The 14,879-nt window shown below is 43.5% G+C and carries 14 protein-coding genes; 13 read left to right on the top strand and 1 reads right to left on the bottom strand.

Features of this window, described 5'->3' with window-relative positions:
• Positions 1-8: 8 nt before the first annotated feature.
• Together NSB03_RS05660 and NSB03_RS05655 are read left to right on the top strand one after the other, a co-directional pair.
• Positions 9-1,655, top strand: a complete 1,647-nt coding sequence (locus NSB03_RS05660) for a flotillin family protein (protein WP_024986528.1) — start codon at positions 9-11, stop codon at positions 1,653-1,655.
• Positions 1,656-1,821: 166 nt separating this feature from the next.
• Complete coding sequence (locus NSB03_RS05655) at positions 1,822-2,952, top strand: AAA family ATPase (protein ID WP_024986529.1); 1,131 nt, start codon at positions 1,822-1,824, stop codon at positions 2,950-2,952.
• Between the two features lie 415 nt (positions 2,953-3,367).
• Here the strand turns inward: NSB03_RS05655 and NSB03_RS05650 are convergent, their stop codons facing one another.
• Positions 3,368-3,805 (bottom strand): DUF6078 family protein, encoded by a 438-nt coding sequence (locus NSB03_RS05650; protein ID WP_024986530.1) that lies wholly within the window; start codon positions 3,803-3,805, stop codon positions 3,368-3,370.
• Positions 3,806-3,897: 92 nt separating this feature from the next.
• Between NSB03_RS05650 and NSB03_RS05645 the strand changes: the two genes are divergently transcribed.
• The 11 genes from NSB03_RS05645 (at position 3,898) to prfA (ending at position 14,865) form a co-directional block, all read left to right on the top strand.
• Positions 3,898-4,575, top strand: coding sequence for a DUF5715 family protein (locus tag NSB03_RS05645; protein WP_024986531.1), 678 nt, complete (start codon positions 3,898-3,900; stop codon positions 4,573-4,575).
• A gap of 116 nt (positions 4,576-4,691) precedes the next feature.
• Entirely contained in the window at positions 4,692-6,248 is a 1,557-nt protein-coding gene (locus NSB03_RS05640) for a PD-(D/E)XK nuclease domain-containing ATP-binding protein (protein ID WP_257419916.1), read from the top strand.
• Positions 6,249-6,322: 74 nt separating this feature from the next.
• A complete protein-coding gene (locus NSB03_RS05635) occupies positions 6,323-7,339 on the top strand; it encodes a PhoH family protein (RefSeq protein ID WP_024986533.1) in 1,017 nt (338 codons plus the stop codon).
• Positions 7,340-7,410: 71 nt separating this feature from the next.
• On the top strand, positions 7,411-8,355 hold the full coding sequence (locus tag NSB03_RS05630) for a phosphoribosylaminoimidazolesuccinocarboxamide synthase (protein ID WP_024986534.1): 945 nt from the start codon (positions 7,411-7,413) through the stop codon (positions 8,353-8,355).
• Positions 8,356-8,357: 2 nt separating this feature from the next.
• Positions 8,358-9,095 (top strand): bifunctional demethylmenaquinone methyltransferase/2-methoxy-6-polyprenyl-1,4-benzoquinol methylase UbiE, encoded by a 738-nt coding sequence (gene ubiE / locus NSB03_RS05625; RefSeq protein WP_024986535.1) that lies wholly within the window; start codon positions 8,358-8,360, stop codon positions 9,093-9,095.
• Between the two features lie 38 nt (positions 9,096-9,133).
• A complete protein-coding gene (locus NSB03_RS05620; RefSeq protein WP_135034860.1) occupies positions 9,134-9,880 on the top strand; it encodes a shikimate dehydrogenase family protein in 747 nt (248 codons plus the stop codon).
• A 57-nt stretch (positions 9,881-9,937) separates the two neighbouring features.
• The gene (locus NSB03_RS05615; protein ID WP_024986536.1) at positions 9,938-10,888 is read left to right on the top strand and encodes an alpha/beta hydrolase; all 951 of its coding nucleotides are present in this window, start codon (positions 9,938-9,940) and stop codon (positions 10,886-10,888) included.
• Positions 10,889-10,895: 7 nt separating this feature from the next.
• Positions 10,896-11,792 (top strand): TPM domain-containing protein, encoded by an 897-nt coding sequence (locus NSB03_RS05610; RefSeq protein WP_024986537.1) that lies wholly within the window; start codon positions 10,896-10,898, stop codon positions 11,790-11,792.
• A 48-nt stretch (positions 11,793-11,840) separates the two neighbouring features.
• Positions 11,841-12,422 (top strand): LemA family protein, encoded by a 582-nt coding sequence (locus tag NSB03_RS05605; RefSeq protein WP_024986538.1) that lies wholly within the window; start codon positions 11,841-11,843, stop codon positions 12,420-12,422.
• Positions 12,423-12,582: 160 nt separating this feature from the next.
• The gene (locus NSB03_RS05600; protein WP_024986539.1) at positions 12,583-13,749 is read left to right on the top strand and encodes an AIR synthase-related protein; all 1,167 of its coding nucleotides are present in this window, start codon (positions 12,583-12,585) and stop codon (positions 13,747-13,749) included.
• A 3-nt stretch (positions 13,750-13,752) separates the two neighbouring features.
• A complete protein-coding gene (gene prfA / locus NSB03_RS05595) occupies positions 13,753-14,865 on the top strand; it encodes a peptide chain release factor 1 (protein WP_121765219.1) in 1,113 nt (370 codons plus the stop codon).
• Positions 14,866-14,879: the final 14 nt, after the last annotated feature.

The following is a 14,879-nucleotide window of genomic DNA, read 5'->3' as shown; positions in this document are numbered from 1 at the left end:
ACAATTTTATGACACAAGAAATGTTAACCATGGCTGCTATATTAGTGGCAGTCATCCTACTTACTTTTATTGGTATCCTTTCGCGCTACCGCAAATGTAAGAGTGATGAAGTCCTCGTTGTATATGGTAAAACAGGAGGAGATAAAAAGTCGGCAAAGCTATATCATGGTGGCGCGGCTTTTGTATGGCCGATTATTCAGGGATACGAATTCCTGTCCATGAAACCGATGCAGATCGAATGTAAACTGACCGGTGCACTATCCGCTCAAAACATTCGTGTAGATGTGCCGACTACCATCACTGTAGCTATCAGCACCGATCCCGAAGTGATGCAAAACGCTGCTGAACGTATGCTGGGATTAACGATGGATGACAAGCAGAACTTAATTACCGATGTTGTATATGGTCAGATGCGTATGGTGATTGCCGATATGACTATCGAAGAATTGAATTCGGATCGAGACAAGTTCCTGGCTAAAGTGAAAGACAACATCGATACCGAACTTCGCAAATTCGGTTTGTATCTGATGAACATCAACATCAGTGACATTCGCGACGCTGCCAACTACATTGTCAACTTAGGTAAGGAAGCTGAAAGTAAAGCACTGAACGAAGCACAGGCTAACATTGAAGAACAGGAAAAGCTGGGTGCTATCAAAATTGCCAACCAGATAAAGGAACGCGAAACGAAAGTAGCGGAAACCCGCAAAGACCAGGATATTGCTATTGCGGAAACCAAAAAACTACAGGAAATCTCCGTTGCAAATGCAGATAAAGACAGAATCTCACAAGTAGCCATTGCCAATGCAGAAAAAGAATCACAAGTAGCAAAGGCTGAGGCTGAAAAGAGTATCCGTATCGAGCAGGCAAATACAGAAAAAGAAAGCCGCGTTGCCGAACTAAACTCGGATATGGAAATCAAACAGGCGGAAGCTGCCAAGAAAGCTGCCATCGGACGAAATGACGCACAGAAAGAGGTAGCACTTTCCAATGCAGAACTGGCGGTAACACAAGCCAATGCCGATAAGCAAGCAGGTGAAGCTGCCGCAAAATCGGAAGCTGCCGTACAAACTGCACGCGAAATTGCGCAAAAGGAAGTGGAAGAAGCTAAGGCACGGAAAGTGGAATCTTCATTGAAGGCTGAAAAGATTGTTCCTGCGGAAATCGCCAGACAGGAAGCTATCCTGCAAGCAAATGCCATCGCCGAAAAGATTACCCGCGAAGCGGAAGCACGCGCAAAGGCTACTTTAGCACAAGCCGAAGCGGAAGCAAAAGCTATCCAAATGAAACTGGAAGCAGAAGCGGAAGGTAAGAAACGGTCATTGCTTGCGGAAGCGGAAGGTTTCGAAGCAATGGTAAGAGCAGCCGAATCGAATCCGGCTATCGCTATCCAATATAAGATGGTAGACCAATGGAAGGAAATCGCCGGCGAACAGGTGAAGGCGTTCGAACACATGAACTTAGGAAATATCACCGTATTCGACGGAGGAAACGGCAGTACAAGTAATTTCCTGAATACATTAGTAAAAACAGTAGCTCCAAGCCTTGGCGTATTAGACAAGCTTCCTATCGGTGAAACAGTGAAAGGTATTATCAATCCGGAAAGCAAAACGGAGGAAAAGCCTGCAACCAAAGCTGACGGAGAAAAAAGATAAGAAATAGTTGTAATCCGACATAAATATACGCTGATGAGAAAAGAATGATCGCTTGTTCTCATCAGCGTTTGTTTTTTTATATAATTCAAATAAATCTTTGAATATTCCCAATTTATTACGTTCTTTGTGTTACATAAAATATGTAACGTAAAATATGTAATAAGTCATGAAGCCATACAATCCATTCCTTGTATACGGTTACAACAGCCCCGAATACTTTTGCGATCGGGAGAAAGAAACTGATAAAATGATTTCAGCTTTACTAAATGAACGTAACCTGACCTTAATATCCCCCCGACGCATGGGAAAGACGGGACTCATCAAAAATGTATTCTATCGAATGAAGCGGGAAAATAATCCGAATGCTGCCTATTTTTATATGGACATTTACTCTACACGTGATTTAAAAGCATTCATCCAGTTACTTGCTCAAAATGTACTTGGAGAATTAGATACTCTGTCCCAAAACATACTCCGGCAAATGACTGCTTTCTTCAAATCTTGCCGTCCTATTATCAGTGCTGACGAAAGAAGTGGTATGCCTACCATAACATTAGACTTTGCTCCCACCCACGCTGAACAAACATTGAAAGAAATACTCAATTATATGGTAGCCTCAAAGAAGCAATGTTATCTTGCCATTGATGAATTCCAACAAATTACAGAATATCCGGAAAAAGGTGTAGAAGCATTGCTCCGCTCTCATATCCAATTCATGCCCAATGTACACTTTATCTTTTCCGGAAGTAAAAAACATGTAATGGAGGAAATGTTTACTTCTGCAAAACGTCCTTTTTATCAAAGTACCCAAATCATTGTATTAACGGAAATCCCACTGGAGAATTATTATTCGTTCGCACACTCATTCTTTGCTAAGAAAAAAAGAGAATTGACACTAGAAACATTTTCCTATTTGTACCAACTTGAAAACGGACACACATGGTACGTCCAAAGTATACTCAACCGATTGTATGAAAAGAAAATCAGTCCCATTGATAACCGACTGGTAGATAGATGTATAAATGACATTTTAGATGAACAGGAAACCATATATCAAAGTAACCTGACTCTACTAACCAACAATCAAGTAGATTTATTGAAAGCTATTGCCACAGAAGGCTGTATAAAAAACATAAATGCCAATGACTTCATCAAAAAGCACCATCTAAAAACGCCCAGTAGCGTTAACGTAGCACTAAAATCCTTACTAAATAAAGAACTGATATATAATACACCAGATGGGTATATTGTCTATGACCGTTTTTTCGGAAAATGGCTGAAAGATGCAGTAATCTAATATGCACTAGAAAAGATTTTTCGAAATCATTTCTCATATTCTCATACTTTGCGGGATATTCATCTATAATTCAAAAGATTAACACTATGAGAAATACTTTCCAAAAAGGTATTTCTCATAGTATTTTGCCTGAAATGCCATAAAAAACAGGCATTTCTCATACCTTCATCATGCATTTCTCATACCGGGACTGCTATATAATACCTATCTAATCAATGTCAACCCAACCCGAAGCTAAGGGAAAAAGGCAGTCAACTATTATCAGGGGATTACAGAATCAGATAGTCCCACATATTGTGGGAAAAGATTCCCTAGCTAGTGGGAATTTATTCCCTCATTTTGTGGGAACAAATTCCCATAATATGAGGGAATACTTTCCCACAATATATGGGACTAATGGAACTAACGGATATACTTACCCAAGATCATAGTATTCTACATATTCGTCAAATTGAGGCATTTCGGTAATTCCCCGCCTGCGGAATAGTCCCTGTATGTATTCCTGCTCCTTCGGTTTAATCAGCCGTTCCTTGTTGCAACAACGGTAATAGATCGTTTTGCCGAAGTAGGCCATCATCTGTCGTTTGATAACGGTGGCATCAGCAAGCGGCACCTGGTCCAGCAAATGTTTCATCCCCCGTGCAAAGAGCACCGGCTTTTCATCAATAAAGTAAGTACAGTCCCCACCATCGGAAGCGATATGTTCGGGATTAATAACCATTACAGTAGCCCGCTCTTTCGGCATTCGGAGAGATACTTGTCGTCGCAGACATTTGTCCGCACGCAAACAATGTCCGTTCAAGCAATGAGCGAAGCTAACGGGCATAGAATTGTAATCGAAATCAGTTTTCATGTGCATTATGTTTAGTGAGAAAGTGACCTATTTTTATAAATCGCTACAAATGTATGAAAAAATAGCGTATATTTGCGAACAAAAAATATAAAATGACTATTTATAAGCTTCGCATATTACCGCTATCTTTACTAGTTATCGGGCTTACAACGCTTACTTCGGGTTGCAAAAAGAAAGACATGTCGCTAAAACTGAACGAGCCGCGCAATATTCGTGGCGTAGTCAGCTACAAACGTTCTTTCCCTGATTTGAACGATGCACATCTGGAAGCAGCCCAAAAGATAGGGATTCGTCCATTGGCAGACCGTGAGGCAGCAGAAGATATGAAAGAAAAGCTAACTCATATTACCGACAATGAGTTTTATGTAGTAGATTCACTGACACACTCTATCCCCTATCTCGTTCCTTGTGCCAGCGCGCTACTCGATACGATCGGTTCCAATTTCCTCGATTCATTGACTGCCAAAGGCTTGAATCCGAATCAGGTAATCGTTACTTCGGTGTTGCGTACCGAAAACGATGTGAAACGCCTCCGTCGTCGCAACCGAAATGCTTCGGCAAACTCGGCACATTGCTTCGGAGCCACTTTCGACGTCAGTTGGAAACGCTTCAAAAAGGTAGAAGACAAAGACGGACGTCCCTTACAGGACGTAAGCTCAGATACTCTGAAACTCGTTCTGTCTGAGGTATTAAGGGACTTGCGGAAAGCGGAAAAATGCTATATTAAATATGAATTAAAGCAAGGATGTTTCCATATCACCGCCCGATAAATAATACCTTTTTTCAAAATCTTTGACCAGCATATCATAAAACCTTCAAGGTAAATTTTGCGTTAAGATGAAAAACAGCTATCTTTGTATGAATCCAACGCTAAAAGAATCAGATTATGAGCAAGCTATATCCTATCGGCATACAGAATTTTGAAAGTCTCCGTAACGACGGTTATCTTTATATAGATAAAACCCGACTCATTTACCAATTAGTAAAAACCGGTCGTTACTATTTTCTTAGCCGCCCCCGCCGCTTTGGGAAAAGTCTGCTAATATCTACTCTTGAAGCATACTATCAAGGAAAGAAAGAACTATTCGAAGGATTGGCTATCGAACAACTGGAAAAAGACTGGATCAAACATCCGATATTACACCTTGATTTAAATATCGAGAAATATGATACTCCCGAAAGTCTGGACCAAATACTCAATGACAATCTGGAACATTGGGAAAGCCTATATGGCACACGCCCGTCGGAAGTTTCCTTTTCTTTACGCTTTGCGGGCATCATACAGCGGGCTTACGAACAGACCGGGCAACGTGTCGTTATCCTTGTAGACGAATATGACAAACCGATGCTGCAAGCCATCGGAAACGAAGAACTGCAAAAATATTACCGAAACACACTAAAGCCTTTCTATGGAGCATTAAAGAGTAAAGACGGATGCATCAAACTCGGATTCCTTACAGGTGTCACCAAATTCGGAAAAGTCAGTGTATTCAGCGACCTGAACAATCTGATTGATATTTCAATGGATGAACAGTACGTGGAACTCTGCGGTATCACAGAGAAAGAAATCCACGACAATATGGAAGAAGACTTGCATATCTTGGCTGATAAGCAAAAAATGACTTATGAAGAGGTATGCTCCGAACTGAAAGAATGTTATGATGGTTATCATTTCGTAGAAAATTCCATAGGAATATACAATCCATTCAGTTTGCTCAACACATTCTACAAGATGAAATTCGGTAGTTACTGGTTTGAGACCGGCACCCCGACTTATCTGGTAGAATTACTAAAGAAATCTAATTATAATCTCCAACGTATCACGCATGAAGAAACGGATGCAGATGTACTGAACAGCATTGATTCGACGTCCCGAAATCCTATTCCGGTTATCTATCAAAGCGGATATCTAACGATCAAAGGATTTGACAATCGCTTTGATATTTATCGACTAGGATTTCCCAATCGGGAAGTAGAAGAAGGTTTTGTAAAATACCTCCTTCCGTTCTATACCAATATAGACGTAATCGAATCTCCTTTCCAAATACGGCAGTTTGTCGATGAAGTGGAACAAGGTGATTATGATGCCTTTTTCCGCCGCCTGCAAAGCTTCTTTGCCGATACACCTTACGAATTGGTACGCGATTTGGAACTACATTATCAAAATGTACTCTTCATCGTATTTAAACTCATTGGATTCTATGTAAAAGCTGAATATCATACCTCACAAGGACGCATTGACCTCGTCCTGCAAACCGATCATTTCATCTATGTGATGGAATTCAAACTGGAAGGAACTGCCGAAGAGGCTCTGCAACAAATCAATGATAAACATTATGCACAAGCGTTTACTGCCGACAAGCGACAAATATTTAAAATAGGCATTAATTTCAGTAATGAAACAAGAAACATCGAAAAGTGGATAGTAGAAGATTTGCAATAAAATTCACCTCCAAACAATCAGAGAATCCAAAACGTTTGATTAAATTTGCAGAAATTTTTCTTTAATACAACTTAATGATAGAGAAAGCAATTGTTCTTGAGGATGTTGATCCTGTTATTTTTTACGGTGTAAACAACGCCAACATACAATTAATTAAAGCTTTACATCCAAAGCTGCGTATCGTTGCCCGTGGCAATGTCATCAAAGTGCTGGGCGACGAGGAGGAAATGTGCGCCTTCGAGGAAAATATCACCAAGATTGAAAAGTACTGCGCCGAATATAATTCACTGAAAGAAGAGGTTATCATCGACATTATAAAAGGAAATACCCCACAAGCGGAACAGAGCGGAAACGTAATCGTGTTCAGCGTCACGGGAAAGCCTATCATCCCCCGAAGTGAAAATCAGTTGAAACTGGTGGAAGGATTCGCAAAGAACGATATGGTGTTCGCCATCGGTCCGGCAGGTTCAGGAAAGACATATACCGCTATCGCCCTTGCCGTACGTGCGCTGAAAAACAAGGAAATCAAAAAGATTATCCTCAGCCGACCAGCCGTAGAAGCCGGAGAAAAACTCGGTTTCCTGCCCGGCGACATGAAAGATAAGATCGATCCGTATCTGCAACCTTTATACGACGCCCTGCAAGATATGATACCTGCCGCCAAGTTAAAGGAATACATGGAATTGAACATTATACAGATTGCCCCGTTGGCCTTTATGCGCGGACGTACGCTGAATGATGCGGTCGTGATTCTTGACGAAGCGCAGAATACTACCGCACAACAGATTAAGATGTTCCTCACCCGTATGGGTATGAATACCAAGATGATTGTGACGGGAGATATGACGCAGATTGACCTTCCCGCTTCGCAAACATCGGGATTGGTGCAAGCCCTCCGCATCTTGAAGGGAGTGAAAGGCATCAGTTTTGTCGAGTTGAACAAAAAAGATATTGTGCGCCATAAACTAGTGGAACGTATCGTGGATGCTTACGAGAAATTCGACAAAGAAGCGAAAGCCGAACGGGAGAAACAGAAAAACAAGCAACCGGTTCTCAACGGAGAACATCCGGCGAAACTGGCAAAAGAATAATCGCTTCAGGTTCGGAACACCTATTGCGACTTGTGATTTGAGACTTGTAATTTGTAATTATAGATAAAACAATGAAAGCATTAACAAAAACAGATTTCAACTTTCCGGGACAGAAAAGCGTGTACCACGGAAAAGTGCGCGATGTGTACAACATCAACGGCGAAAAACTCGTCATGGTAGCAACCGACCGTATTTCGGCTTTTGACGTGGTACTGCCTGAAGGTATTCCTTACAAAGGACAAATGCTGAACCAGATTGCAGCTAAATTCCTCGATGCCACTACTGACATCTGTCCGAACTGGAAACTGGCTACTCCGGACCCGATGGTTACTGTCGGTGTATTGTGCGAAGGCTTTCCGGTAGAAATGATTGTACGCGGTTACCTGTGCGGTAGTGCATGGCGTGCTTACAAAAGCGGTGTACGCGAGATTTGCGGTGTGAAGTTGCCGGACGGAATGCGTGAAAACGAGAAATTCCCCGAACCTATCGTAACTCCGACTACCAAAGCCGAAATGGGACTGCACGACGAGGACATCTCTAAAGAAGAAATCCTGAAACAAGGTCTGGCTACTCCCGAAGAGTATGAAGTACTTGAAAAATATACGCTGGCTCTCTTCAAACGTGGTACCGAAATCGCTGCGGAACGCGGGCTGATTCTTGTCGATACCAAATATGAATTCGGCAAGCACAACGGCACTATCTACTTGATGGACGAAATCCACACTCCGGACTCCAGCCGCTATTTCTATGCTGAAGGTTATCAGGAACGTTTCGAAAAAGGCGAACCGCAGAAGCAGCTTTCCAAGGAATTTGTCCGCGAATGGTTGATGGAAAACGGTTTCCAAGGCAAGGATGGTCAGAAAGTGCCGGAAATGACCCCGGCTATCGTACAGAGCATCAGTGACCGCTACATCGAGCTGTTCGAAAACATCACCGGCGAGAAATTTGTGAAAGAAGATACCAGCAACATCGCTGAGCGTATCGAAAAGAACGTAATAAATTTCTTGAATAAATAAGAATGGACTACCCACAACAACATATCAAGCCTTACGACAAGGAAGGGAAAAAGACTGAGCAGGTAGAACGCATGTTCGACAATATCGCGCATACCTACGACAAGCTGAATCACACCTTATCTTTAGGTATCGACCGCAGTTGGCGCCGCAAAGCCATTGCCTGGCTGCGTCCTTTCCAACCGCAACGCATGATGGACGTGGCTACCGGCACGGGGGATTTTGCCATCCTCGCCTGCCGCAAGTTGCACCCTGCCGAGTTAATCGGCACGGACATCTCTGAAGGTATGATGAATGTGGGACGTGAAAAAGTAAAGAAGGAAGGACTCTCGGACAAAATCTCTTTTGCCCGGGAGGACTGTACTTCACTCTCTTTTGCCGACAATGACTTTGACGCCATTACCGTAGCGTTCGGTATCCGCAACTTCGAAGACCTTGACAAAGGGCTCTCTGAAATGTGCCGTGTACTGAAACCAGGCGGTCATCTTGTAATTCTGGAGCTTACCACTCCCGACCGTTTTCCGATGAAACAACTGTTTTCCGTCTACTCTAAAGTCGTCATCCCATTGCTGGGCAAACTTCTCTCCAAAGACAACAGTGCCTATCGCTATCTACCGGACACCATCAAAGTATTTCCCCAAGGGGAAGTCATGAAAGGAGTCATCTCACGAGCCGGATTCAGCGAGGTTAATTTCAAGCGGCTAACCTTTGGCATCTGCACACTTTATACCGCGACAAAATAGTGAGTTTTTATGATTGATTAATTTAATCCTTTCGTATTATGGAAAAATATGGTTTAATCGGCTACCCCTTGAGACATTCATTTTCTATCGGATACTTTAACGAGAAGTTCAAATCCGAAGGCATCAATGCGGAATACGTGAATTTTGAGATTCCCAAGATCAACGATTTCATGGAAGTGATTGAAGAGAATCCAAATCTGCGCGGTCTTAACGTCACTATCCCTTACAAGGAGCAAGTGATTCCTTTCTTAAGCGAACTAGACCCTGATACTGCGAAAATCGGCGCAGTGAATGTAATCAAAATTATCCGTCAGCCAAAAGGTAAAGTGAAGCTGGTCGGCTATAATTCTGATATTATCGGATTTACCCAGTCCATACAACCATTATTGCAGCCTCATCACAAAAAGGCTTTGATTCTGGGCACCGGTGGAGCGTCCAAGGCTGTTTACCACGGTCTTAAAAACCTGGGCATTGAAAGCGTGTTCGTTTCACGCACTCACAGAGCGGACGGCATGCTGACCTATGAGGAGCTAAGCCCTGAAATCATGGCGGAATATACGGTAATTGTAAACTGCACTCCTGTCGGCATGTTTCCCAAGGTCGATTTCTGTCCTAATATTCCTTATGAGTTGGTTACTCCAAACCATTTGCTCTACGATTTGTTATATAATCCAAACGTTACCCTTTTTATGAAAAAGGGAGAAGCACAGGGTGCCGTTGTAAAAAACGGTCTTGAAATGTTGCTTCTTCAGGCATTTGCCGCCTGGGAAATCTGGCACAAATAAATTCTCTCCTACCCCTTTTTCAAGACGAGAGAGTAAAAAAAAGGTTAAAGGTATCATATGAAGAGGAAAGTGGTTTATAGCATTATTATCGTTATGCTGGTAATGACCGGTTGCGCTATCGGAGGAAGTTTCTATATGTTAAACTTCTCGCTGGCGCCAGATGCGAAAATATTGTCTAAAGATGCCGACTCTTATCCTTTTATGTACGGGAACTATCCATTTCTGCATCCGTGGGTGGATAGCTTGCGACAAGTTGATGCGCTGAAAGATACCTTCATCATCAATCCGCATGGCATACAACTTCATGCATACTATGTCGCTGCTCCCGAACCGACCAACAAAACAGCAGTTATTGTTCACGGATACACAGACAATGCCATTCGTATGTTTATGATTGGTTACTTGTACAACCGCGACTTAGGCTTTAACATTTTGCTTCCTGAGCTTCAGCACCAAGGAGAAAGTGAAGGCCGTGCCATTCAGATGGGTTGGAAAGACCGCTTGGATGTGTTGCAGTGGATGAATATTGCCAATGAAATTTTCGGAGACAGTACGCAAATGGTAGTGCATGGCATTTCGATGGGCGGTGCAACTACGATGATGGTATCCGGCGAGCAGCAGCAACCTTTTGTAAAATGCTTCGTGGAAGATTGCGGTTACACCAGTGTATGGGATGAGTTTTCCCACGAACTGAAGTCATCTTTCGGACTTCCGCCTTTCCCGCTAATGTACACCACAAGCTGGCTATGCGAAAAGAAATACGGTTGGAACTTCAAAGAAGCTTCTTCACTGAAACAGGTGGCGAAGTGCAAACTGCCAATGATGTTTATTCACGGAGATAAGGATACATACGTCCCGACATGGATGGTACACCCGCTTTATAAAGCGAAACCGGAACCAAAGGAACTTTGGATTGTGCCGGGTGCCACCCATGCCGTCTCATACCAAGAGAACCAGCAGGAATACACCGATAAAGTCCGTGAGTTCGTCGGGCGATACATTCATTAAAACTGTTATGAAACCAATATTTACATTTATACTCTTCACTTTTCTACTGATTCCCTTGCAGGCTCAAGAGAAAGTATATACGGTAGACAATCTTCCGAAAGTTCATCTCCAGAATAAGATGCAGTATGTTTGCAACCCTGCGGGGATACTTTCACAAGCGTCTTGCGACAGTATAGATGCCATGCTTTATGCTTTGGAACAGCAAACAGGCATTGAAACTGTAGTTGCCGTAGTCCCATCTATCGGAGAGGAGGATTGCTTCGATTTCAGCCACCGATTACTTAACAAATGGGGCGTAGGGAAGAAAGATAAAAATAACGGTCTGGTTATCTTGCTGGTTACCGACCAGCGTTGTATCCAGTTTTACACCGGCTATGGCCTGGAAGGCGTTCTTCCCGATGCTATCTGCAAGCGGATTCAAACCCAATATATGATTCCCTATTTGAAAAACGGGAATTGGGATGCAGGAATGGTAGCAGGTTTGAAAGCGACTTGCCAACGGCTTGACGGTTCTATGGAAAATGATTCCCTTTCCGATTCAAGTGACGGCAGTTCGTTTGATTTTATACTCGCTGTCTTCTTCTTTGTTCTGATTGGCGGAGGCATTGCTTTCTTTGCTGCACGCAAACAAAGCCGTTGTCCGAAATGCGGTAAGCATACATTACAAAGAAGTAGCAGCAGGGTGGTATCCCGGATTAACGGTGTGAAAACCGAAGACGTCACTTATACTTGTAGAAACTGCGGGCATACTCTCGTACGTCGCCAGCAAAGTTACGAGAATGACTATCATCATCGCAGTGGCGGCGGAGGACCATTCATTGGCGGCATAGGTGGCGGAAGTTTCGGCGGAGGCAGCTTCGGCGGCGGAATGGGCGGCGGAGGCGGTGCAGGTTCACGGTTCTAAAAATAAAACTCAAAAATCAGAATATCAATATCAATAAAAACAGTAAATATGAAAAAGTCAATTATCATCATTTTAGCCGTTGTAGCTATCCTTGTCTTTTGGGCAATCAGTGTATATAACGGTCTGGTTACTATGGAGGAGAACACAAACGGCCAGTGGGCAAATGTGGAAACGCAATACCAACGCCGTGCCGATTTGATTCCCAACCTGGTAAATACAGTGAAAGGGTACGCAACGCATGAAAAAGAGACATTGGAAGGAGTAATTGCCGCACGCAGCCAGGCAACCCAGATAAAAGTGGATGCCGCCGACCTGACACCGGAAAAACTTGCTCAGTATCAAAAAGCACAAGGGGCAGTAACTTCCGCATTAGGAAAATTATTAGCTATCACAGAAAATTATCCTGCCCTGAAAGCTAATCAGAACTTCCTTGAATTACAGGCACAATTGGAAGGGACTGAGAACCGCATCAATGTGGCACGCAAGAACTTCAATGACGCCGCCCAAGCCTACAATACCAATATCCGCCGTTTCCCCAAAAACATATTTGCAGGAATGTTCGGTTTCGATAAGAAAGCATATTTTGAAGCGGAAGAAGGCAGTAAAAAAGCACCTAAAGTAGAGTTCTAAGAAAAAAAGTGCTGAAAAGATTTTGCCGCTGACCAATAAAGTTTCCGTATCTCATTAGACACGAAAACTTTATTGGTCAGCGGCATTTCTATTAAGATAGTTGGCTGTACGAAAAAAAAGCAGTATTTTTGCAGCCGTATACAAAATAATTCTATAACTCATGAGTAATCAACGATACATGATGCGTGGAGTAAGCGCGTCGAAAGAAGATGTGCACAACGCCATCAAGAACATTGACAAAGGAATTTTCCCGAAAGCATTCTGCAAAATTATTCCCGATATATTGGGAGGTGACCCGGAATATTGCAACATCATGCATGCCGACGGTGCCGGAACCAAATCTTCCCTTGCTTATATGTACTGGAAAGAGACAGGCGACCTGTCTGTATGGAAAGGAATCGCCCAAGATGCCTTGATTATGAATATCGACGACCTGCTTTGTGTAGGAGCCGTAGACAACATCCTTGTCTCTTCAACTATCGGACGCAACAAGTTATTAATCCCGGGAGAAGTTATCTCCGCCATCATCAACGGAACAGACGAACTACTTGCCGAACTCCGTGAAATGGGCGTAGGCGTATATGCAACCGGTGGCGAGACTGCTGATGTCGGCGACTTGGTTCGCACTATCATCGTAGATTCTACCGTAACTTGCCGTATGAAACGTTCGGACGTTATCGATAATGCCAACATCCGTCCGGGCGACGTAATCGTCGGTCTTGCTTCTTACGGACAGGCTACTTATGAAAAAGAATATAACGGCGGTATGGGCAGCAACGGTCTGACAAGTGCACGCCATGATGTATTCGGCAAATACCTTGCCGAAAAATATCCGGAAAGCTATGACGCGGCAGTTCCCGAAGAACTTGTTTACTCAGGAAATCTGAAACTGACAGACAGTGTAGAAGGTTCTCCGATTGATGCAGGCAAGTTAGTGCTCTCTCCTACCCGTACCTATGCACCGGTAGTAAAGAAATTGCTGGATGCATTACGTCCCGAAATTCACGGTATGGTTCACTGCTCCGGTGGTGCACAGACCAAAGTGCTGCACTTTGTTGAAAACGTCCGTGTTGTAAAAGACAACCTTTTCCCTGTTCCCCCATTGTTCAAAACTATTCAGGAACAAAGCAGCACCGACTGGGCCGAAATGTACAAGGTATTCAATATGGGACACCGTCTTGAAGTTTACCTGTCACCGGAACATGCAGAAGAAGTTATCGCTATTTCCGAGTCATTCGGTATCCCGGCACAGATAGTAGGACGCGTTGAAGAATGTGACAATACAGAGTTAATCATAAAGAGCGAGTTCGGAGAATTCAGATATTAAGGAATGGCAGACAACAGTACCATATTAGAGAAACTGGACGGACTTGTAGCCCGTTTTGAAGAAATATCAACCCTTATCACCGACCCGGCAGTAATTGCCGATCAAAAGCGCTATGTCAAGCTGACTAAGGAATATAAGGAACTGGATGACTTGATGAAAGCCCGCAAGGAATATATCCAATTGCTAGGTAACATCGAGGAGGCCAAGAGTATACTTGCCAGTGAGTCGGATGCCGAAATGCGTGAAATGGCTAAAGAAGAAATGGATAACAGCCAGGAACGCCTTCCCGTATTGGAAGAAGAAATCAAACTGATGCTTGTTCCCGCCGACCCGCAGGACAGCAAAAATGCGATTCTTGAAATCCGTGGCGGTGCAGGTGGTGACGAGGCGGCCATCTTTGCCGGCGACCTCTTCCGTATGTATGCCAAATTCTGCGAAACAAAAGGTTGGAAGATGGAAGTCTCCAATGCGAACGAAGGAACAGCAGGCGGATTCAAGGAAATAGTTTGCAGCGTCACAGGTGACAATGTTTACGGAATCCTGAAATATGAATCGGGCGTACACCGCGTACAACGTGTTCCCGCCACAGAAACCCAGGGACGTGTACATACTTCGGCAGCTTCGGTAGCCGTACTTCCCGAAGCGGAAGAATTCGACGTAGTCATTAATGAAGGCGAAATCAAATGGGATACTTTCCGAAGCGGCGGTGCCGGCGGACAGAATGTCAATAAGGTAGAATCAGGAGTACGCCTGCGCTATATCTGGAAGAACCCGAATACAGGCATTGCCGAAGAAATCCTGATTGAATGTACCGAGACACGCGACCAGCCGAAAAATAAAGAACGAGCATTGGCACGTCTCCGTACTTTTATCTACGACAAAGAACATCAGAAATATATCGATGATATTGCTTCCAAACGCAAGACAATGGTATCGACCGGCGACCGTTCGGCAAAAATTCGGACTTACAATTATCCGCAGGGACGTATCACCGACCACCGCATCAACTACACGATTTACAATCTGGCCGCTTTCATGGACGGAGACATCCAAGACTGTATCGACCACTTGATTGTGGCTGAAAACGCGGAACGACTGAAAGAAAGCGAACTCTAAAACATTATTATAAA

It is taken from the genome of Bacteroides acidifaciens (assembly GCF_024623065.1).
GTDB classification, from domain to species: domain Bacteria; phylum Bacteroidota; class Bacteroidia; order Bacteroidales; family Bacteroidaceae; genus Bacteroides; species Bacteroides acidifaciens.
The sequence above is the reverse complement of the archived record's forward strand: the minus strand, read 5'-3'. Positions and strand labels throughout refer to the sequence as shown.